The organism is Flavobacteriales bacterium, assembly GCA_016699575.1.
In the GTDB taxonomy this organism is placed as follows: Bacteria; Bacteroidota; Bacteroidia; order Flavobacteriales_F; family PHOS-HE28; genus PHOS-HE28.
Genome location: CP064979.1, coordinates 3696088 through 3717786, shown reverse-complemented (window position 1 = coordinate 3717786; position 21699 = coordinate 3696088). Strand labels below are relative to the sequence as shown.

Below are 21699 nucleotides of genomic sequence, written 5' to 3'. Positions count from 1 at the left end.
CGCCCCATGAACGTAGAGAACACCAAAGCGCAGATGCGGAAAGGCGTGCTGGAGTACTGCATCCTCAGCACCTTGGCAAAAGGCGAGGCCTACCCGCCGGACATCATCGAGAGCCTCAAGGACGCGAAGCTCATCGTGGTGGAAGGCACGCTGTACCCCCTGCTCACCCGACTGAAGAACGCGGGCTACCTCACCTACCGCTGGGAGGAAAGCCGGAGCGGGCCGCCCCGCAAGTACTACAAGCTCACCACCGTGGGCCAGAAATTCCTGAAGGAGCTCGACGACACCTGGGACGAGCTCGCACAAGCCGTGAAGAAGACCACCAGCCGCAAGAACCCCTGAACCAAGCGCTATGAAAAAGACAGTGACCGCCAACATCAGTGGCACCGTGTTCCACATCGAGGAAGACGCCTTCCTGAAGCTGGGCCGCTACCTGGACAGCATACGCGCCAAGTTCACCGGCACCGACGGCCGCGAGGAGATCATGGCCGACATCGAGGCGCGCATCGCCGAGTTGTTCCATCAGCGCCTGGAAGGCCGCAATGTGGTGAGCATCACTGACGTGGACCATGTGATCGGCGTGATGGGCCAACCCGAGGATTATGCCGGGGAGGAAGACGGTGCAGGCGCCGGCCCGTCAGGCAATGACCCCACGCGCACCGCCAAACGCTTGTTCCGCGACCCTGACGACAAATGGGTGGGTGGTGTGTTGAGCGGCCTGGCCGCCTACATCGGGATGGAAGCGCTTTGGGCACGTATCGGTTTCCTCGTGCTGTGCATTCCCTTCATGGGCACGCTCTTCCTCGTGTACATCCTGATGTGGATCCTGGTGCCGAAGGCCGATAGCGCCGCTGACCGCCTGCAGATGCGCGGTGAAGCAGTGAACGTGGACAACATCAAGCGCGTGTTCGAGGAAGGCGGGGAGCGTTTCAAGCGTGGCGCCGAGCAGATGGCCAACGAGGCTCAGGACCTTGGAAAACAATGGGAACCCAAAGCCAAGGCTTGGGGCCACGAGGCAGCCCATGCGGCACGGCGCACGGGTCGAAGCGTGGGCAACGTTCTGGGCAAGGTCATCGGTATCGCGCTCATCGTTGCTTCCGTGGTGATGTTGATGTCCCTCATCAGCGGGGCTGTCGGTGTAAGTGTGGCGGGCTGGACCGGGGCGTGGGGCAGTGGGAACATGGGGTCAATGGACCTTGGAGGTCTCCTGTTCGACAGCCATGGCCACGCGCTCTGGCTGGTGATCTGCGGGCTACTGGTTTTGGCCATCCCCGTCATCGGTCTGCTCATCGCCGGCTTCCATTTGTTGATGGACACTCGCGCACCCCGGTGGTTGGGATGGACCTTGACCTTGGTGTGGGTGGCGTCGCTGATCGCCACCATCACGCTGGGTGTCGGCCTTGCCCACGACTTCCGTCAAAGTGCACGCAACCGCACTGAGGCTACCATCCAACAACCCACCGGCCGCACCATCCACTTGGGCGTGATGCCGGGCGACACCGCCGAGTGGCAATACAACGTCACCTTCGACGACGGCGACCTGCACTGGGAGCACGATGGCCTGTCCTTGGCCAACGGCATGGTGCACGGTGGTTGGGCCGATTGCGACGTGGAGCGAAGCCCGGACAGTCTCTTCCACCTGATCATAGTGCGACAAGCCCGTGGCATCGGCGCAAAGGAAGCAGCAGCCCGCGCCAGCCATATCGAGCATGCCTTACACCAGCAAGGTGATACGATCTTCCTGAGTTCCCTCCTCTCCTTCCCTGCCACGGACAAATGGCGCGGGCAGGACCTCGACTTCACGCTGCAAGTTCCCTACGGCGCGTCGGTGCATTTCATGGAAGGCGCACAGCACGTGATCCACGATGTGGACAACGTGCACAACATCTGGGACGGCAACATGATCAACCGCACTTGGACCATGACCAGCAAGGGACTGCTCGACCTGAACGCTCCCACCGAAGAGGACGAGAACGAGCGCGACTACGAAGAGGACCGCAAACTGCGCGATGAGCGCCTGAAACAGGAGGCCGACTCGTTGCGCGCCAAGCAGACCGCTGCCATCGTGTTCCGCAAACCGGCCCCGAAAAAAAATGCAGCGCCCCAATGTGCCATGGCATCCGTTCCCGAGGAAGCATCAGCACTGGCCATCCGCATGCCCGATATCCTGAGCGTCCTACCGTTCCCGAGGTAACGGTGGCGATCGCCCGCCCGCGCAACAAGGGGTAACGGCGGGCAAGAGCGCTCCGGTAACACCGGGGCGCTTTCTTTTCACCGTCCGGCGGGCACTTCACGAAGACGCAAGACCACGCGGCTATCTTGCCCGCGCACTACCCATGCGCAACTGGTTGATCTACTTCCTGTTCATCGCGCTGGGAGCCACGGCGGTGTACAGCATTGTGGAACTGGGACGGTCGCACGAGACCGGGCCTGCGATGGCGCGTATGGTGGATCAGACCACTGATCAATGGGCGCACTTCAAGGAGATCTACCGCGAGAACCTCACGCATCCGTTGGCGAAGCTGCTTCTGCAGATCCTCACCATCATCATTACCGCGCGCATCTTCAGCTTCATGTGCCGGAAGATCGGTTTGCCCAGCGTTGTGGGTGAGATCGCGGCCGGCATCTTCCTGGGGCCTTCCTTCCTGGCGAGCTACTTCCCTGAATACTCAGCCTTCCTGTTCCCGGCTGAGTCACTGAACAATCTCAAGTTCCTTTCGCAGATCGGGCTCATCTTGTTCATGTTCGTTGTAGGCATGGAACTCGACCTGAAAGTGGTGCGCGCCAAGCGCTGCTCATCAGCCATGGCAGCATCGTTTTCGCTTTCACGCTTGGTGTCGGACTTAGCTACCTGCTCTACGGCAAGTTCGTGCCGCATACCATTCCTTATCTGCCGTTCGCCCTGTTCATGGGTGTGGCCATGAGCATCGCGGCTTTTCCGGTACTGGCCAGGATCGTGCAGGAACGCGGGCTGAGCCGCACATCGCTGGGCAATACCACGATCACCACGGCCGCCATCGATGATATCACCGCGTGGTGCCTGCTCGCAGCAGTCATCGCCATAACCAAGGCCGGCAGCATCATCAGTTCGTTGTGGACGATCGCCCTTGCCGCGGTGTACGTGACGCTGATGCTCACCCTGGTGCGACCGTTCCTGAAGAAGCTCGGTGAGATCTATGCCGACCGCGAGAGCCTGAGCAAACCGGTCGTCGCGCTCTTCTTCGTCATCCTGTTGCTGAGCGCCTACGCGGCGGAAGTCATCGGCATCCATGCGCTCTTCGGTGCGTTCCTGGCCGGTCTGGTGATGCCGAGCAACATCCGCTTCCGGAACATCTTCATCGACAAAGTGGAGGACGTGGCGCTCGTGCTGCTGCTGCCACTGTTCTTCGTGTTCACCGGGTTGCGCACGCAGATCGGCCTGCTCAACGACCCCGGCTTGTGGAAGTGGACCGCGGTCATCGTCGGTGTAGCTGTGCTCGGCAAATTCGTTGGTGCTGCTGTACCGGCCAGGTTGCTCGGCAATTCATGGCGCGACAGCCTGATGCTCGGCGCCCTGATGAACACGCGCGGTCTCATGGAACTCGTGGTGCTCAACATCGGCTTCGACCTGGGGGTGCTCAGCGCGGAGATCTTCGCCATGATGGTGATCATGGCATTGGTCACCACGGTGATGACCGGACCGAGCCTCACGCTGATCTCCAAACTGATGCCGGAAAGGAAGCGATCACCGGAAGCGGTGGCCGCGGAGGAACGCAAGTTCAAGGTGCTCGTGCCGTTCGGCGATCCGTTGCGTGGGCGGCAGATGGTGCGCGTGGCCAATGCCTTCGTACAACGCAACGACAAGGCACAGATCACGGCGCTCCACCTGGCACCCAGCGCGCAGGTGAACCAGTTCAACATGGCCGAGCGCGAGCGGGAGAGCTTTGCACAGATCCGCGCTGAACAGCGCGCCATGGCCGTTGCGGTGGAAACGGTCTTCAAACCGTCGCAGGACATCGACAAGGAACTGGTGGATTTTGCCAACGGCGGCCACTTCGACCTCGCCATCGTGGGCGTGGGCCGCAGCATCTACGAGGGCACGTTGCTCGGGCGGCTGGTGGGCATCGGCCGCCGCATCATCGACCCTGAGCGCCTCATCGACACCATCACCGGCAAGGAGAACCTCTTCGAGCAGGCCGTGTTCGACGATCGCGTGCGTGTGCTGTTGCGCGAGCTGCGCCTGCCCACCGGAATTTACCTGGACAAGGGCCTGAAAGAGATCCACCGCGTCTTCGTTCCGCTCTTCAGCAGCAGCGACAGCTACCTCCTCCCCTACGTCCAGAAGTTGATGCACAACAGCGGGGTCACCGTGACTTTGGTGGATGTTGCCGGCATCTTTGAGCAGAGCCCTGAACTGCTCTCCACCGTGCGCACCATGCAATCGGCGCAAGTAGGCCAACTCCTGCTCGACCGCCGCAACAGCTTCCCCCGGGAGTTGCTCCTAGAACACGACCTAACGCTCGTTGGCTTCGATAGCTGGAAGAAGTTGGTGGAAAGCCAGAGCCGCTGGCTGGAGAACATCCCGAGCACCCTTGTTATGAAGGCGTGATATCATGTGACCATGTGCTCATGGAGGCATGGGGTTCCTGCGCAGCGCGCTCGCATTCCGGTCGTGAGCAAGCGCCCATGCCGACCTGCCCCCCTTGTGACTTGATCAAGATCCACTTCCCTACGCAAGCCTCACCGCATCTTCGCACCCGACCATGGGCACATGAGCACATGGTCCCATGAGCACATGTCAAAGGCTTCCAAGATCAAGTCCTTCGACCCGAACAGCCCGGGCGATGCCAACGCACAACTGTACGGACTGCCCTTCACCACGGATGAAGCGGACATTGTGCTGGTGCCCGTGCCGTGGGAAGTGACCACCAGCTACGGCGGTGGAACGAGCCGTGGGCCTGCCGCCATTTTCGATGCGAGCTTCCAGGTGGACCTTCATCATCCTGAGTTCCCCGACCTGTGGAAACGCGGCATTGCCATGGACGAGGAGCCCAAGGCCTTGCGCGATCAGAGCGCTGCGTTGAAGAAGCAAGCGAAGAAGATCATCGACCTGCTGGTGGAAGGCGGCAGCAAGCACGAGGAAGCGAAAGCCGCGAAGGCGCAGAAGCTCATCAACGCCGAATGCGCCGTGATGAACGAATGGGTGGAAGCGCGCACCGGGCAATGGCTCGATGAAGGCAAGCTCGTAGGGCTGGTCGGCGGCGATCACAGCACACCGCTCGGTTTCTTCCGCGCCCTGGCCAAGCGGCACAAGCGATTCGGCATCCTGCACATCGATGCGCACATGGACCTGCGCAAGGCCTACGAAGGGTTCACCTTCAGCCATGCCAGCATCATGTACAACGCATTGGACCTGGCCCCGCTGAAGAAGATCGTGCAGGTGGGCATCCGCGATCTCTGCGCGCAGGAGAACGACGTGGTGAAGGCACAAAAAGGCCGTGTGAGCGTGCACCGCAGCGCCGACATCCGCAAGAAGCAGTTCGAAGGTGCGACGTGGAAAAAGCAATGCGATCGCATCATCGCCGATCTGCCGGACCTGGTGCACATCAGCTTCGACATCGATGGGCTCGACCCGACCCTTTGCCCTCACACCGGGACTCCCGTACCCGGCGGCCTAGCGTTCGAGGAGGCCACCTATCTCCTTTCGCAACTCGCGCGCAGCGGCAAGCGTATCATCGGTTTCGACCTGGTGGAGGTTTCGCCCGGCCCCAAGGACGAATGGGACGCGAACGTTGGAGCCCGGCTGCTTTGGCATCTTTGCGGGGTGCTGGCCAACGCACGCTGAGTTCCGTGCGTATAGAGGTGGTGGGAACGTGGAAATGAACGCGCGCGAATTCATCGTCTTCGCCATCGGCGATCCGGCCAAGGCCAGTACTTGGAGCAATGTCCCCTACTTCCTGAGCAAGACCCTGGAGGAGAAAGGCCATGTGCTGCACCGGGCGGACCTCGCGCCCAATCGTCCGATGCAGGTGGCCTACGACGCGCTCATCGGGGCCCTGCGCAAAACGGGCATCACGCGCACCCGGCACTACTTCTTCCGCAGCAGCTTCAATGCATGGCTCACGCAGCGCCGCATCGAGCGCGTGCTACGAGCACACCCGAAAGCGCTGCCCATCTTCACAACGTTCTCCTTCGGCCGCAACAGGCAACGCAGGCCTTACGTGCAGTTCTGCGACATGACCTTCGAGCGGCACCTGCGCTACTTCGAGAAGCGCGGTCCGAATGCCATGGAAGAGCGCACCATCGCGCGCGAGCGGAAGCACATCGGTGGCGCGGCGTTGCTCGTTTCGCTCTTTCCTGAGCAGGCAGAGGAATTGAAAGCACAGCACGGCGACCGCGTGCGCTATTACGGCAACGTGGTGAACACTGACATCGCTGCACCGGACGCCCAGCGACTGCTGCACCGCGACCTATCGCGGCCGGAGGTGCTCTTCATCGGTGGTAGCAAGTACAAGCCCGGGTTGCTGAAGCTGCTGGATGTGCTGGAGACCATGAACGCCTCGCGTGCCTTGCCGATCCAACTGCACGCCGTGGGCATCCCGCGCCACGAATTGCTGCGCGCCATCCCGTCGTGGGCCACGGTGCACGGTTACCTCGATAAGTCGGACCCGGAAGATGCCGCGCGGTACACCGGGTTGCTTGAACGCTGCTGCCTCTTCATCAATCCCATGCCACTGTGGGGGAGCTTCAGCGCCAGTTGCGAGGCCATGCACATGCACATGCCGGTCATAGTGAGCGCCTATCCGGAGTTCACCAGCACGTTCGGAAAGGAGCCGGGTGTTGGCATCCTTCTCCGAACGGAAGAGGATGCCGAACTGTCCGGAGCCATCAACAACCTGCTCGAGAACCCGGCGGAATGGCGGGCTTCAGCAAGGGCGGCCCACGAAACCGTGAACCCCTTCACATGGACCAACTACGTGGACCGGCTGCTCAACGACATTGGCCTTCTTCAGCCGACGGGGCCGACTTCCTGACGCACATCACTCCAGTGCCCCGCGCTTGACCGATCTTGCGCGGCATGAGCACGAACGGCACTACCCGCTCCAAGCGAATGACGTTGCGTTGGCTCTTAGTGCTTTCCGCTCTGTTCCTGGCCGATGTTCTGCTTGCGCGCGTCGGCTGGCACAAATTGGCTGACGCATGCTTCTGGGCAGGGTTGGTCGGTGCCATTGTGCTGGTTCTCCGCAGTACACAGAACCGTTTGCGGTCCTTCCTGACCGTACCGGTGGATGCGCGATTCCTGCCAGCGACACGCGTAGCCTATGCGATCCTCTGCCTGTACACTGCAGCCCAGCACCTGTGGGCCGTGGACCTCGGAATGGAGCCCAGCAATTTCCCGATGCTGGGCATACCGGAAAGCAAACCGCTCGCCTACGCGCTCAACGCCGTGTACATGGGCGCGCTGGTGACCCTGATGCTTGGCAAGTGGATCCGCGCTTCATGGGTCATCCTTTTCGCGGTGGGCGGATTGCTCATGCCGCATTCGCTTGAACTGTTCATCAAACAGCCGCTCAACTTCTTCGCCATGTTCGTCAGCCCGGCGCTGTGGCGCGGCGATCGGAGCGCGGAGACGCCGAGCGCGGGCTGGCCCTTGCTCCTGTCGGCCATGGCCATTGCGTTCATCACGGCCGGCGCAGGCGTGTTCAAGCTGTTCGATCCCGTGTGGTTGCACGGCACCGGCTTCTACTATTCGCTCAACATCCCGTTCTTCTGCCCCAAGCATTTGCGCCCATTGCTGGACAACTGGCCGCTGGTGCTCTTCTGCAACTGGGCCACCATCGTGGTGGAGATCATCGCCTTCCCGCTGCTCCTCTGGCGACGGACCCGTGCGTTTGCGTTGCTGTGCGTCGTGGGCCTTGGGGTGTTCCTGGCTTGGCCCATGTGGGGGATCGGGCTTGTTGGAGGGCCCATGGTGCTCGCCTTCGTACCGGCTTGGTCCGGCATATGCCCGCCACTTGCGCGGTGGTGGCTCAAGTGGCGCAAGAAACCATTGGACGGTACCGCAACGCTGCAACCCGCTATCACCGATCAGCACTTGCCTGGCTACGCGGTGCTCATCGCGTGGTGGACGATCCTCGGGTTCGTGGGCACCTCCTTGAGCAAGTACGATCGCTTCAAGACATGGCCTCCGCTCTACGGATACCAGCAATTCGAGGTGCATGCCCGACCGGTGCGCATTCCAACGCATGTGGAAGATCGCATCGCTGACACCTACGAAGGCCTGGCATTGCTTCGGCCCTACAAGCTCTGGGAATGGGTGTGGCTGCTGGAACTCTTCGACTATCACCACCTCTTCGAGCGCGCCGCTTTCCAGGCGCGGGTGGTGCACGTTGACGGAACCGAGCAACTGGTATCCATGTTCGATGAAGATCGTGCGTTGAACAGCGACATTGCGTGGTTCGGGTACATCCACTTCCTGAAGAACGTGGATGCCATCCGCTCCCTGCGGCACCGCGACCGGCTCAAACCCCACGTGGTGGCCTACCATCAAGCCGTGATGGATGATATCGCGCGCTACGCCATGGTCCAAGCCGCCCCCGGCACCGCAGTGCGCGAAGTGGTCATTGACGTGCATCCGCTCCACCAGCCACTGAAATTCGAAGGCGACAGCAAGCCCTGGCTCACGGTCACCCATTACGAGCCGTTCTACCTGTACGACCCGGCGACCGCCACCGGAAAGGTCATCGGCGCGGTGAAGCCGTACCCGTTCCACCTGCTCGATGTGCCGGCCTTCCGGGACAGGGTCATAGTGCCGGTCCCGGATGCGCCCGTTAGCACGGCTTCATCGGCGCGGTAATTTCGCCCCGCGATGAACCACCCCGACCGCCTGCTGTTGTTCGATGGTGTTTGCAACCTGTGCAACGGAGCGGTGCAGTTCATCATTGAACGCGACAAGGAAGCGCGGTTCCGTTTCGCCTCGTTGCAAAGCAAGGTGGGCAGCGAGGTACTGGCCGCCAATAGTTTGCGCACGGACGAATACGCGAGCTTCATCTATCTGCGCAACGGGCGCACGTTCATGCGCAGCGATGCGGCGTTGAACATGGCGCGCGATCTGGGCGGTGCATGGAAGCTCGCCTACGGCTTCATCGTGGTTCCGCGGTTCATCCGCGATGCGGTGTACAACCTCGTGGCGCGCAACCGCTACCGGTGGTTCGGCCGCAAGGACGAGTGCTGGCTGCCGACGCCGGAACTGAAGGCCCGCTTCGTCGGTTGATCCGTTTTCCGTCAGCCCGTTTCAGCGGACGAGCACCACTCTATGGGCCGATCCTTTCAGAAGCATGGTATAGGTGCCAACAGGTAGTTGGCCCAAACTGAGGACCGAGCTCGCATCGACGGTGGCCGATATCACCTCCATCCCTCCGACATCCAATATCCTCAGTGACGTACCAGCGCTCACACCGCTCAACTTCAATTGCCCGCTGGTCGGATTGGGCCAGAGAACCACCTGCGTGGCCCTGGTCTCTTCCACCGTGCTGAACGGGTTGTAGATGAGCACGCCGGAGGGCACGGTGTTGTGCCCGCTCCCGGGTCCGGTGTTGCCGGCTTGCACTGTGCCGTAGTAGGTCGGTCCGAGCACATAGGGATACACCGGTTGAAGGCCTGCATCCAAGGTGACGAAATAGGCGTAGATCCCATTGGGGTAATCCGGTGTAACGCAGAAGCGCCCATTGTGCTCATCCAGGTCACCGAGCCCGGGCACAAGCTCGAAATCCTCGATGTACGCACCGAGCGGGAAGTTGGCACTGATGGCCGGGCCGTATTGGTTCACGCTGAGGACGGTACCGTCCGGGAGCGTGGTGCGATCGGTGATCGTCCGCGTGCGGTAGCTGCTGCGCATGCGCGTGATGCTTCCCGTACCGTTCGTGTTCGCATGGCCATAGGCACCATAGATAGGGAAACCGTCGAAGGCATACCCGATGATGGGTGAGTGCACAGTGCTGTCCGAGTCGTCGTAAAGACAAGTCGGATTGATGTGCGTGTGGTACTCGCTCTGCTGGTTCGGATGGCCCAGGCAATTATCGAAGCTGCTGCCCTCGAAGTAGAAAGCGTTCTGCCGCCAGATGTTCTGCATGTTGTAGCTCATGGCATCGCGCGGATTGAAGATGGTGACACCGTTCACCCACACACCGATATGGCCCAAGGGCGTATTGACCGGGGCACCGGAGTTCTGCTGTGGCGCAAGGGTGAACTTGAACTCCCAATCCTGGTCACCGGCCGTGTTGGGATTTCCCGTCCATGGACCGATGTTGTAGCCCGGGATCCCGGTACAGCCGATGTATGCGTCAGTGGTGTTGTACGCCACCTCCATCACATTGCTCAGGATGTTGTTGTAACCGGTCTCATTGCCGGGATTGATCACCCATGCCGTGATGGCCGGGTTCAGCTGGGCGGCTACGATCAGGGGCGATGCAAGAAAGGCGATTGCAAGGATGCGCATGGTGATGGATTGGCGCAAATGACCGCAACAGCGGGCGTTGGTTTGATCGTTGACAGCCGCGCACCTGACTTCCGTCAGTCCTGAAGGAAAGGTGTTGCGCGCTCTTTGCGTTACGATGGCCCGAACGCTGACCACGGTCAACTGTTATCACTGCGGTGATCCTTGCGCGGAAGAGCACCGAGCGCACGACGGCCACGACTTCTGCTGCAACGGATGCGAGGTGGTGTACGACCTCCTGAAGGAAAGCGGACTAGGTGACTACTACACCCTGGGGGAACGGCCCGGCGTCAAGCAGCGCACCACGATGGATGAACCGCGCTCCGAGCTCTTCGATGTGGAGGAGGTGCGGCAACGGACCGTTGAATTCAGTGAAGGGGGCATCACGCGCGTGCGTCTGCATGTGCCGCAGATGCACTGCAGTTCGTGCATCTGGCTGCTGGAGAACCTCGACAAGCTGGAGCCCGCGGTGATGCGATCACGGGTCGCCTTCGCGGACAAGGAGATCAGCATCACGTTCCGCGAAGAGAAGTTGGCGCTGGGAGGGCTGGTGAAGCTGCTGCGGCGCATCGGCTACGGGCCGCAACTGACGGCCTCCAACGTGCGCGCTGCCGGTATCCCCCGGATGCTGTACATCAGGCTGGGCGTGGCGGCGTTCGTGTTCGGCAACACCATGCTGTTCAGCTTCCCCGAGTACCTGGGCGCCGATGGCGAAGCGGGTTTGAAAACCGGCTTCCAATGGCTCACGGTGCTTTTCTCGTTCCCCGTGGTGCTTTTCCTCAGCACGGATTTTTTCCGCAGTGCCTGGGCGGGCCTTCGATCACGCACCGTGAACATCGACCAGCCCATAGCACTGGGAATAGTCGCGCTGTGGACCCGCAGTCTCTGGGACGTCCTCATGGGCATCGGCCCGGGCTACTTCGATTCCTTGGCCGGGCTGCTGTTCTTCCTGCTTATCGGACGTTGGTACCAAGCCTACACCTACCGGGCCTTGCGGTTCGACCGGACGCTGGAGGACTTCCTTCCGCTGGTGGTGCTGCGTAAAAAGGGAGCAACCGAGGAACCCACGAAGGTGGCGGATCTGGTACCCGGTGATACGATCATCATCCGCGACCAGGAGATCGTTCCGGTGGATGGCCTGCTCCGCCATGGCGCCGCGCACATCGACAACAGCTTCATCACGGGCGAACCGCTTCCGGTGCGCAAGTCCGTGGGCGACACGATCAGGGCCGGTGGAAGGCAGCGCGGCGCGGCCATTGAGCTTGAAGTGATGCGCACCTTCGCCGATAGCCGGCTGAAGCGCTTGTGGGCCGAGCAGAGCAGCGGGCAGCCCAAGCCGGCCATGCCGCGCCTGATCGATGGTGTTGCACGGCGTTTCACGGTCGCCGTGCTGCTCATATCGCTGGGGGCCGGGCTCTACTGGTGGGGCGCCGACAGCGCACAGGTGTGGCCGATCGTTACGGCTGTCCTCATCGTTGCATGCCCGTGCGCTTTGGCCCTGAGCATGCCCTTCGCGTATGGGCATACCATCCGGCTGCTGGGCAAGCGCGGGCTCTTCCTCCGAGATGCTGAAGTGGTGGAGCGCATGGCGCATGTTGATACGGTGGTGTTCGACAAGACCGGCACGCTTACCGCCCGCGAAGCGCACGATGTGCACTGGACCGGTCGGCAACCGTCCCCCTTCGTGTCCGCGTCCGTTCTGGCGCTCGCGCGCAACAGCACGCACCCGTTGAGCACCGTGGTGGCGGAAGATCTGCGGAAGAAAATGCCCAATGCCGAGGGCACACACCTTGTGGAAAACGTGGAAGAGATCCCCGGGCAGGGCATTGCAGGAGAGGTGGACGGTGTGCCGGTGCGGATCGGTTCAGCAGCGTTCTGCGCCGGCAAGGAAGAGCCCCGTGGCGATGGCGAGGCGCATGTGCATGTGGCGGTAGGCGCGGTGCATCTAGGGCATTTCGGCATTCGCAAACGCGCGCGCCACGGCATCGCCGAAGCTGTGACCGAGCTGAGGCGCACCCGGAACATCGGGCTCTTCACCGGCGATGCACAAGTGGACGCTGCACTGCGCCATGCCTTCAGGGGCAGTATGGTGCGCACGCGATGCTCACCCGCGGACAAAGCGCAGGGCGTACGAGAACTCCAAGCCAAGCGGCATCGTGTGCTCATGGTGGGCGATGGGCTGAACGATGCTGGTGCCTTGGCCCAGAGCGATGTGGGCATCACCGTTACGGAAAGCAGCGCCGCCCTGACCCCGGCCAGCGACGCCATCATGGACGCCGAAGCCGTGGCCCGGCTCCCCTACTTCCTGAAGCTTGCCCGACGCGCGCGCAGGATCGTTGTCGCCAGCTTGTTCATCTCGTTGTGCTACAACGTGGTGGGCGTGTCGTTCGCCGTGAGCGGCCATCTGACGCCGTTGGTGGCTGCCGTGCTGATGCCGTTGAGCAGTGTAACCGTGGTGGGCTTCGTCACCTTGGCCATCGGTATCGCAGCCCGCACCGGTAACACGCCTCAGAACCGATAGCCCAGCCCCGCTGCGAACGTCACAAGCGAGATGCTTTGCGAGTAGGACACTTTGCCCGGCCCGGTAACCGGATCGTCCGTCTTCACTTCGTCGAAATCGGCTTGCATGCCATGCAGGTCCAAATTCACAAGAACACAGAGCTTTTGGCCCAGATCGCCCTTCAAACCCACACCGAGCATGTAGGCCGGCGCACCCGTTACGGCGGACTCTCGTTTGTAGAACAGATAACCATCGCGGGTGCCGATCTTCAGGACGGGTGATGTGACACTCGCGTAGCCAACGGTGGCCCGCGCCGTGAAAGCCCAGCGTTCGTTCATCGGCACTACGGCCAGACCGCCGACGTAGAGGCCGGCGGTGACCCATGTGCCCGGTTCCACCTTGATCTCCTGTCCCTGCTCCAACGGATAGCTGTTCGCCACGGCCTTGTCGCTCGTGGCATTGCCCGTGCCTCGGAACACGGCCGTTACGCCGAACGTCTTGCCCATCCGGTACCCGAAGTTGAGGTCGAACGCCACGCCTTCGGTGGCCAGGCCGGCTTCCTTGTTGTCCGCGTCAGTGCTGCGGAAGTTCCCCATGGGCGAAGCCAATCCAACACCAGGTCCGATGAAGCCCGGTTGCTCTTGGGAATGCACCGACAAGGTGAGAACGGCGAAGACAGGAAGGAGAAGTCGGTTGTTCATGGTGCGTGACGGTGCGGACAAAGAAAGACGAACGCGTTCATCGCGGGGGACCACGATCTTGCGGCCATGCCCGTTTGGTTGGAAGAAAAGACCGGACACCTTGTACTGACCTTGCACGTGCAGCCCGGAGCGCGACGCACCGAGGTAGTGGGCACACATGGGCAAGCCTTGAAGATCAAGCTGGCAGCGCCACCCGTGGACGGAAAAGCGAACGACGAACTGCTGCGCTACCTCGCCGCGGCCTTCGGTGTGCCTCTGCGGAACGTTGCGCTGCTCAGCGGAGCGACCGGTCGCAGCAAACGGGTGCGCGTTGAACTACCAAGGCACCGCCCGGACAAGGACTGGGGATGAGCCCGTGCGGCTCAGTGCTCTTCCTGCTCCTCCTCTTCACCTGCCCCCTCACCACCCATGTTGGCGGTGAACCAACTGACCAGCTGGTTGCGCTGCGCATCGCTCAGGCGACCGTGCGCGTGCATGAAGCGGTAGTAGCCCGGTGGCATCTCGTTCTTCTGCACCAGTTCGGCGCACTCATCGCCCTCCTCGCCGCCCTTGGCCCATTGGCTGAAGTTGAGCTCCTCGCGGCCCTCCTCCACATGGTTCTGCACGATGAAGTTCACCGGCGTCACGTAGGCGTACCACGGGTACGTTGTGGCGTGGCTGTGGCAATCGTAGCAAGCATCGCGCACCAGCGTTTGGATGTTGGGCGGCGCCTGCATTACCGTGAGCATGTCCTGCGCGGGATCGAGCGGACGGGCCGAACGATCAGGCTGGATGAACTGCGCTAGGATGAACGCACCGAAGAGGACGAACAGGATCTTCTTGCGCATGGCGGACCGTTGTGGCGGAAAGGTGCGGATTGCCGGCGAAGGCGCGGGTGAGGTTCATCACTGGCCCCGGATGTGCTGCGCCGCCTGGACAGGAATGGCATCCCCCGGAGATAACCGGACGATACACGCCGCCCTTCCAAGGCGGGCACACACAGCTCTCTCCCCGTGAGTTCCTATTGGATTGCTGATATCTGCTGCGCAATAAAGAGGCTCACCTGGTGAGTTAAGCACAGATCAACAGGACATCCAACACAACAAGTAACATAACCACCCACGGTGCTGGATGCGGGAGCATTGCGCGTTACCCACACGCCAGGGAAGGCCGTATCGCCGTTCAACAGGCTCCGGCCGAACGCAACGTCAGGCGTAGGCTCGTTGATCCTTCGGCCCCCTCCTCGGTCAGGATGGCCACCTTGGCATGACCCATCCGTTCGCAAAAAACGAAGCGGGGACCGATCGGATGATCAGCCCCCGCTCCCACCGGCTCGGGCCGTGGCCTTCGCTGGCGCCGTTGGTGGTGGTGTTGCTTCATCCCGACAGGTCGGGACCGTTCACCATCGCCTCGGCAAAGTGCGGCACGCTATGCGCGCCGTGGTTCAGCGGGTTTACCTCTTACCAGGCCCTGCTCCATTACGGTCACAGGCCGCTCCTGTCCTTTGCTCCGGCTGCCGGGCCCGTTGTGCCCGCCATCACTTTCAGTGCAACGAACGTAGTGCGTTGCAAAAGCCAACACCAAAAAAACGGACGGCGTTCTTTGAACAAACTACCAACAGGCGTTTTGCACCGTGGTGGATCAACGCACGTGCACGAACGTCCTGGCCGAAACCCCGGAGCACAGTTCAACCCGCATGAGGTAGGTACCGGCAGCGAGTGCCCCGGGTTCCATACGAACGGTCGTTCCAGCGTTGGGCACTACCACCACTTGGCGATCGCTGATGGAACGGCCATCACTGCCCAATACGCTGAGCCGCGCACTGGCACAATCGCGGGCAACAATGTTGAACACGTGCGATCCATCGGCAAGTTGGCCCAGCCACGTGAACTGCACGGCATCCGCTCCGTTCTCCAGTACCGACCCGCATGGATCGACGACCACTGCCACGCTCGCCGAGACCGCCACACAAGGTGCGCCAGGATCCACGGTGTAGGTGTACAAACCCTCAACATCGATGGACTCGTCGAAGAAGTTGCTGTGCGGCTGGTTATTGGGGTCGGTCCAAGTGCCGCCTGCATCCGGTGAGCCACCGAGGTAGTTGAACAAGTCCACCGGTGGGTCATTGACACAAACCACCGCCGTGGCCGAGGTGCCCGCATCCCCTTCCGTGACGATCTGCACTTCAACGAAGGCCGTGTCGTTGGGGCAAGGACCTATCCCAGGCACCACGTACGCATACAACCCCGGTGCATCCACCTGTGGATCGAAGAGTTGATCCGTCACCAGCTCCGATGGGTTGAGCCAATAGCCCGTGGCATCCGGTGAACCGGTCAGGTAGCTGAACATGGGCACCGGCTGCGAGGTGGAGCAGATGAGTTCGGTGCTGCCAACGCCTGCATTGGCCGGATCGACCAAGGTGATGCTGAGCACGGCCATGGAAGGCGAGCACGGCGGGGGATTGCTGATGGCGTATGTGTAGTTGCCACCAGGTTGGCCCGCACTATCGAACGATCCACTGACCACCTGGTTGTTGGGGTTCGTCCAAGTGCCTCCCGCATCGGGGTTGCCACCGAGCAAGGAGAGCAGCGTGTAGATGCCGCTGTCCTTGCAGATGGAAACCGGCGTGTCGGCACCCGCGCTTGCGCCATTGTTGATGGTGATGTTGGTGCCGTTGTCCGAACCGGTGGTCGGCGGTGTGCTGCTCACCACACGGATGCGATAGCCCGCGCCGACCACTGTCCCGTTGGGGATGGAGCACGCGATACTTCCACTGGCGGTGCTCACCAAGCTGCCGATGTTAACGGGCGCAGCGAAGTTCCCCAACGCATCGCTCAGTTGAGCGGTGAACACATTGCCGGGCGTGTAGGCACCTGTGGCGGCATAGTCCACGGTAAGTGTTGTGCCATCGCAGAGCGTGAGGCTGCTGACCTGTGTGGTGATGCTGTTCACCACGCCGCCCTGCCCAATGATCTCCACGTTATCGATGCCGAAGCCGGGATCGAGCGCCGAGCCGCCAATGCTGTTCACGAACTTGAACCCGAACCGCAGCGTGGATTGGTTCCCGAAGTCGGGCAGTGTGATGGTCTGCTGCGTCCACGACGACTGGCCCTGGTAGTTGCTGATGGGCGTGCTGATCAGCGTCCAGGAGCCCCCACCGTTGGTGCTGTAGAACACCTGGCCGTAATGCGTGGTGCTGCCGGAGCAGAGCCACCAGAACTTGAAGTCCACGTTCGCGAAGCCCACCGTGCTTACATCGTTCGTCATGCGGCTGAACGTCTGGTCCGCGGTGATGCAAAAGCCATCGGCCGCGCCGAACGAACAGCAGGTGATGCCGTCGGCGATGCCCTCGGTGCTGGCCGTGTGCAGGTAGTTGCCGTTCTGTGGTTGGATGCCGGCCGGCTGACCGCTGGTGCTCACGATGGTGTAAGGGAATGGGAACCCGAGGCAGATCACATCCCCGTTGCCACCGTTGTAGCTGTTGTTCACCACCCAAGTATTCCAGGTGCTGATGCCGCTACCAGCATCGTTGGTGTTGAGCGTGAACGTGTTGCCACCATCGAAGTCCTCGGTGTACAGGGTTGTCTGACCGACGGTTGAAGAGACCAGACAGGTCGCGGAAAGGAGCAGTGCGTAGGGACGGATCATTGCGGGCGGTTTGGTCCGGGCAAAGTAGTGAAGCCCAAGTTCCCGTGGCCGTTCACGAGTTATCAACCATTCCTTCACAGTGCGGACACGTCTCTCTACTTTCACGTCCCTTTTTTCGCGGACCCAACACCCAACAACATGTCGACATTACGCTTGAAGAACAGGCTCCAACTTTCCGTTGGCCTCCTGCTGGCTTCGGTCGCGCTGAACGCGCAGACGGTATTCATCAACGAGATCCACTACGACAATACCGGAGCCGATGTTGGTGAAGGGGTCGAGGTGGCCGGACCTGCCGGTACCGATCTCACGGGCTGGGTCCTTCAACCTTACAATGGAAGCGGCGGCGCCACTTACACTCCCTTGGCCAACCTCACAGGGACCATCCCGGACCTTGGGGGTGGCTATGGCACTTTGTTCTTCGCCATCAGCGGATTGCAGAACGGTGCACCGGACGGCATCGCACTGGTCAACGCGGTGCCCGCTCTTGTTCAATTCCTGAGCTACGAAGGCAGCTTCCTCGCCACCAACGGCGCTGCTTCCGGTCAAAACAGCACCGATATCCTCGGTATTGAGAACGGCAGCAACGCTGTGGGGACCTCGTTGCAGCTGCAAGGCACCGGGACGGTTTACACGGATTTCTCATGGACGCTTGCACCGATCGCCAGCACGTACAACCTGGTGAACACCGGACAGACCTTTGGCGGAGGAGGCGGAGGTGATCCCGTGGTCGGGTTCGCCGCACCAACGGGTAGCACCACGGAAGGCGGAAGCGCTTCCATCGGTGTTACGATGGACATTGCACCAGCATCCAATGTAACGGTCACCATCAACGACGACCTGAGCGGCACGGCCACGGACGGTGTGGACTACACCACCTTCACGGATGTGGTGCTCACCTTCACCCCCACCGACACGTATCCTTTCACGCAGAACGTGGCCCTGACCACGACCGGTGATGTTGACTATGAAGCGAATGAGACCGTGGTGCTGAACTGCAACGTCACCTCGGGCACGGCGGACCTGGGCATCAGCCAGCACACGCACAGCATTCTTAATGACGATCTGCCGCAGTTGGTCATCAACGAGATCGACTACGACCAGTCGGGCACGGATGCGCTGGAGTTCATTGAACTGAAGAACACCGGCGCCGCGGCGATCGACCTCCTCGGATTGAAGGTGGAACTGGTGAACGGCAGCAACAACTCTGTTTACTCCACCTTCACCCTGCCCAGTGCCTTGGTGGCCGCTGGCGACTATTTCGTGATCTGTGCCACCGGCAGCGCTGTTCCGAACTGCGACTTCCAAAGCGGTGCGGCCACCAACCTGATCCAGAACGGTGCGCCTGATGGAGTGCGCTTGGCCACCACGGGCAACATCGTCATCGACCAGATGAGCTACGAGGGGAGCATGAGCACCACGGAAGGAACAGCCCCGGTGGACATCGACAGCGGCAACGATCCGCAACAAGGCTTGAGCCGTCTGCCGGATGGCCAGGACACGGATGACAACAGTGCTGACTTCAGCCTGCGCTGCACCAGCCCCGGCGAGAGCAATTTCAGCACAACGCAGTTCTGCCTGTGCGAGCCCCCGAGCTTCACGGCCTTCCCCAGCTGCATCGATGGTAGCACATGGAACATCGTGGTGAACGTGAGCAGCACCGGCAGCGGCGCCACGGTCGATATCACCAACAGCCTCACGGGCGCGAGTGCGTTGGGCGTTGGTACCGGCACCCACGTGATCGGACCCTTCAACAACTTCGATATTGTTGATCTACTGGTCGCCCACGAGACGTTCAGCGATTGCGATGAAACGCTCGCCGGCATCACCGAGGATTGCACCCCGCCCCCACCGTGCTTCGACAATGAGTGCGAGCTTACCATCCTCACGGACAACTTCCCCAACGAGATCACTTGGAGCATCAGCGTGGCCGGTGGCGGTCCCGTGGTGTGCAGCGGCGGTCCGTACTTCCTCGACTTCAATACCGAGGTGGAACTGTGCTGCTTGCCTGACGGCTGTTACGACCTGGCCTTCAACGACGGTTTCGGCGATGGCATTACCGATCCCGTTGGTGCCATCACGCTGCGCGACCAGTTCGGCAACCGCATCATTGACAGCGATGCCACGTACACCAGCCTCGGCCAAGCCAACCAGCCGTTCTGCCTGCCGCTGGGTACCGACAAGCTCACCATTGCAACGTGCGACCGTGAAGACCTGTCGCCCACCAGCGTGATCGTGGCCAGTCCGAACCCCGCCGTGAGCGCGGAGTTCGGCATCGGCAACCAAGCCGATGACGGGTACCAGTTCCTGATCCTTGACCCGGACGGTGGCTACAGCCGCTCCATCTACAAGAGCCACGCGAACCCCGGCAGTCCCGGCGGACCTGCTGGTCCCACCGCCTGTGCCCACCTGAAGTTGAGCAGTATCGTAACGCTGCCCGTGCCCACCGACCGCCTGTTGAACGTGCGCGTGCGCAGCCGGGTGAACGGTGTTTACGGCGCCTACGGTCCGGCCTGCCGCATGAAGGTGCTCAGCACGCCCATCGCATGCCCCACCGCGCAACTGGACAACAACCCACTGCACATCGGAACCACCTACAGTTGTGGTGTCACCGGCAAAGTGGTGGGTGCCAGCGGCAATGCCGGGAAGATCTGGGCGGAACCTTTGGCCGGAGCGAACCGCTACCGTTTCGAGTTCAGCTACCCTGCGGAGAGCTACACGCGCACCATCACGCTGAACACCTACGTGCTTCCGCTGAACGCTTGGCAGACGAACCCGCTGTTGTGCGGCACGGTGGAATACAATGTGCGTGTGCAGGCCAGCTTCGATGGTGGCGCCACCTTCTGCCCGTACGGCACTGCATGCACCGTGGAGATCACGAACGATGCTCCGAACCCTTGCACGGGTGCACCTGAATTCGCTGCCGGAAGCTTGAACATCACCCCGGTTGAAGCTGGACAGATGACCATGTACCCGAACCCGGTGGTAAGCGGACGGATCACCTTGCAACTCACGCAACTACCTGCGACGATCGCCAGTGTTCAATTCGATATGGTGGACCTCTTCGGCAAGCAAGTGCAGACCCATACCATCGCCACCGGCGGTGCGGATGAGATAAGCACCGTTGTCGAATTGCCCAGCACCATGGCCACGGGTGTTTACCTGGTCACTGTCACCGTTGGCGACACGCGGTACGTGGAACGATTGGTGGTGGAGTAACAGGGACGACCCGAAAGAAAGAGCCCGGCCGAACAGCCGGGCTCTTTCTTTCCTGCCGGAGCAATCCAACTGCACTCACCGGACAAGATCAATTTAGCGCACCCATCCACCATTGCATGGCCACCCCTCCCGCTGCCTCTGACTTCATCATCGGGTTCGAGGAACACTTGCCACCTGCACCTCTTGACAGGTTCGTGCATCGCATGGCGTACGGCTATTTCCCAGCGCCTCTTCCGCCGGAGCAATTGGCGCCCGACAGCTACCTGAAGCTGGCGTTGATCCTGGACGGAGAGCCCCAGTACTTTGACGGTAGCGGCGAACGACTGGACTGGCACGATGGCTTCTGCGGCCATGTCCCCCCTGAGCAAGGCATCATTGCCACCAGCGAAGCGCCTGTCAGGTGCGTGATGGTCAACTTCTTTCCATCCGCTTTCCATCGTCTGTTCCGGCTGCCCATGGACAGTTTCAACGGGAAGATGGTCCCTCCGATGAAGGTCATGGGCATGGCCGTTCATGACCTGTACGCCAATATGCGCGCTGTAGGAACACCGGAACGGATGTTCGAAGCGATAACGATCTGGTTGTCGGAACTGCTTACAGATGATCTGCAGATTGGCCCTGGACCAATGGAACTGGTCGAACGCGCCATCCGGGCGGCGAAAGGGAACATTGAAGTATCCGCCCTGGCCGAACAAGCCGGCCTATCGGTTCGCCAGCTGCAACGCAAGGCCCCTCCCGAACTGGGCCTACCGCTGAAGGAATTCTGTTCAGTGGTGCGGTTCAATCACGCGTATGCGCTGATGCGCGCGCAAGGAAAGTGCGATCTGGATACTGCTCTGGCCAGCGGGTACTACGATGAGCGCCACATGCTAAAGGACCTGGCCTTTTATCTCGGCAAAGCCCCAAAGCGCTTTGCTCATATGATCCGCCCCATGGTGGACACTAGTTTGGGACAAGTCTGAACGTCCTTCATTCCTGATCCGCTGATCGGTGGTTCGTCCCGTCAGCTGATCATGCATGGAAGGATCCGGAAGAATATCAATACCCTGAACTGGGTATTGCGCCCACCTTTTCCAAGGATGATGTTTGGGCCATGCACGAACACCCGGACCAGCGGTCCATCGATCCCGGCATGTCGCGTTTTTACTTGAACGCTTGAGACGTGTGCTCGTGCTTCGACG

14 protein-coding genes and 1 pseudogene are annotated in these 21699 nt (G+C 61.3%); 11 read left to right on the top strand and 4 right to left on the bottom strand.

Annotated elements, in window-relative coordinates:
• The first annotated feature begins 6 nt into the window (after window positions 1-6).
• From IPJ76_15520 to IPJ76_15490, 7 genes and pseudogenes are all read left to right on the top strand, one after another.
• Complete coding sequence (locus IPJ76_15520) at window positions 7-342, top strand: PadR family transcriptional regulator (protein ID QQR85996.1); 336 nt, start codon at window positions 7-9, stop codon at window positions 340-342.
• Between the two features lie 10 nt (window positions 343-352).
• Complete coding sequence (locus IPJ76_15515; GenBank protein ID QQR85995.1) at window positions 353-2194, top strand: PspC domain-containing protein; 1842 nt, start codon at window positions 353-355, stop codon at window positions 2192-2194.
• A 142-nt stretch (window positions 2195-2336) separates the two neighbouring features.
• A pseudogene (locus IPJ76_15510) lies at window positions 2337-4588 on the top strand (cation:proton antiporter).
• Between the two features lie 186 nt (window positions 4589-4774).
• Complete coding sequence (locus IPJ76_15505) at window positions 4775-5824, top strand: agmatinase family protein (GenBank protein QQR85994.1); 1050 nt, start codon at window positions 4775-4777, stop codon at window positions 5822-5824.
• Between the two features lie 34 nt (window positions 5825-5858).
• Window positions 5859-7013 carry a glycosyltransferase family 4 protein gene (locus IPJ76_15500; protein ID QQR85993.1) on the top strand — a complete coding sequence of 385 codons (1155 nt, stop codon included), beginning with the start codon at window positions 5859-5861 and terminating at the stop codon, window positions 7011-7013.
• 44 nt (window positions 7014-7057) lie between these two features.
• Window positions 7058-8836, top strand: a complete 1779-nt coding sequence (locus IPJ76_15495) for a hypothetical protein (GenBank protein ID QQR85992.1) — start codon at window positions 7058-7060, stop codon at window positions 8834-8836.
• Window positions 8837-8848: 12 nt separating this feature from the next.
• Window positions 8849-9253 (top strand): thiol-disulfide oxidoreductase DCC family protein, encoded by a 405-nt coding sequence (locus IPJ76_15490; protein QQR85991.1) that lies wholly within the window; start codon window positions 8849-8851, stop codon window positions 9251-9253.
• Between the two features lie 21 nt (window positions 9254-9274).
• Here IPJ76_15490 and IPJ76_15485 read toward each other — a convergent pair whose 3' ends face one another.
• Complete coding sequence (locus tag IPJ76_15485) at window positions 9275-10477, bottom strand: YHYH protein (protein QQR85990.1); 1203 nt, start codon at window positions 10475-10477, stop codon at window positions 9275-9277.
• A gap of 115 nt (window positions 10478-10592) precedes the next feature.
• Between IPJ76_15485 and IPJ76_15480 the strand changes: the two genes are divergently transcribed.
• Window positions 10593-12995: a heavy metal translocating P-type ATPase gene (locus tag IPJ76_15480; GenBank protein ID QQR85989.1), complete on the top strand. Its 2403-nt coding sequence runs from the start codon at window positions 10593-10595 to the stop codon at window positions 12993-12995.
• On the opposite strand, the gene IPJ76_15475 is transcribed toward IPJ76_15480, so the two are convergent.
• On the bottom strand, window positions 12983-13675 hold the full coding sequence (locus IPJ76_15475) for a hypothetical protein (GenBank protein ID QQR85988.1): 693 nt from the start codon (window positions 13673-13675) through the stop codon (window positions 12983-12985). The two genes, IPJ76_15480 and IPJ76_15475, sit on opposite strands and share 13 nt — an antisense overlap.
• A 66-nt stretch (window positions 13676-13741) precedes the next feature.
• Between IPJ76_15475 and IPJ76_15470 the strand changes: the two genes are divergently transcribed.
• Window positions 13742-14026, top strand: coding sequence for a YggU family protein (locus IPJ76_15470; GenBank protein QQR85987.1), 285 nt, complete (start codon window positions 13742-13744; stop codon window positions 14024-14026).
• Window positions 14027-14037: 11 nt separating this feature from the next.
• On the opposite strand, the gene IPJ76_15465 is transcribed toward IPJ76_15470, so the two are convergent.
• Together IPJ76_15465 and IPJ76_15460 are read right to left on the bottom strand one after the other, a co-directional pair.
• Complete coding sequence (locus tag IPJ76_15465) at window positions 14038-14502, bottom strand: heme-binding domain-containing protein (GenBank protein QQR85986.1); 465 nt, start codon at window positions 14500-14502, stop codon at window positions 14038-14040.
• A gap of 793 nt (window positions 14503-15295) precedes the next feature.
• The gene (locus tag IPJ76_15460; protein ID QQR85985.1) at window positions 15296-17302 is read right to left on the bottom strand and encodes a hypothetical protein; all 2007 of its coding nucleotides are present in this window, start codon (window positions 17300-17302) and stop codon (window positions 15296-15298) included.
• A gap of 138 nt (window positions 17303-17440) precedes the next feature.
• Here IPJ76_15460 and IPJ76_15455 point away from each other — a divergent pair, with 138 nt between their 5' ends.
• The gene (locus IPJ76_15455) at window positions 17441-20518 is read left to right on the top strand and encodes a lamin tail domain-containing protein (protein ID QQR85984.1); all 3078 of its coding nucleotides are present in this window, start codon (window positions 17441-17443) and stop codon (window positions 20516-20518) included.
• Window positions 20519-20634: 116 nt separating this feature from the next.
• Window positions 20635-21480, top strand: coding sequence for an AraC family transcriptional regulator (locus IPJ76_15450; protein ID QQR85983.1), 846 nt, complete (start codon window positions 20635-20637; stop codon window positions 21478-21480).
• Window positions 21481-21699 lie beyond the last annotated feature (219 nt).

Coding starts and splice junctions, on each gene's coding strand:
- IPJ76_15520 (QQR85996.1), top strand. CDS start 7: ATGAACGTAGAGAACACCAAAGCGCAGATGCGGAAAGGCGTGCTGGAG.
- IPJ76_15515 (QQR85995.1), top strand. CDS start 353: ATGAAAAAGACAGTGACCGCCAACATCAGTGGCACCGTGTTCCACATC.
- IPJ76_15505 (QQR85994.1), top strand. CDS start 4,775: ATGTCAAAGGCTTCCAAGATCAAGTCCTTCGACCCGAACAGCCCGGGC.
- IPJ76_15500 (QQR85993.1), top strand. CDS start 5,859: ATGAACGCGCGCGAATTCATCGTCTTCGCCATCGGCGATCCGGCCAAG.
- IPJ76_15495 (QQR85992.1), top strand. CDS start 7,058: ATGAGCACGAACGGCACTACCCGCTCCAAGCGAATGACGTTGCGTTGG.
- IPJ76_15490 (QQR85991.1), top strand. CDS start 8,849: ATGAACCACCCCGACCGCCTGCTGTTGTTCGATGGTGTTTGCAACCTG.
- IPJ76_15485 (QQR85990.1), bottom strand. CDS start 10,477: ATGCGCATCCTTGCAATCGCCTTTCTTGCATCGCCCCTGATCGTAGCC.
- IPJ76_15480 (QQR85989.1), top strand. CDS start 10,593: ATGGCCCGAACGCTGACCACGGTCAACTGTTATCACTGCGGTGATCCT.
- IPJ76_15475 (QQR85988.1), bottom strand. CDS start 13,675: ATGAACAACCGACTTCTCCTTCCTGTCTTCGCCGTTCTCACCTTGTCG.
- IPJ76_15470 (QQR85987.1), top strand. CDS start 13,742: ATGCCCGTTTGGTTGGAAGAAAAGACCGGACACCTTGTACTGACCTTG.
- IPJ76_15465 (QQR85986.1), bottom strand. CDS start 14,502: ATGCGCAAGAAGATCCTGTTCGTCCTCTTCGGTGCGTTCATCCTAGCG.
- IPJ76_15460 (QQR85985.1), bottom strand. CDS start 17,302: ATGATCCGTCCCTACGCACTGCTCCTTTCCGCGACCTGTCTGGTCTCT.
- IPJ76_15455 (QQR85984.1), top strand. CDS start 17,441: ATGTCGACATTACGCTTGAAGAACAGGCTCCAACTTTCCGTTGGCCTC.
- IPJ76_15450 (QQR85983.1), top strand. CDS start 20,635: ATGGCCACCCCTCCCGCTGCCTCTGACTTCATCATCGGGTTCGAGGAA.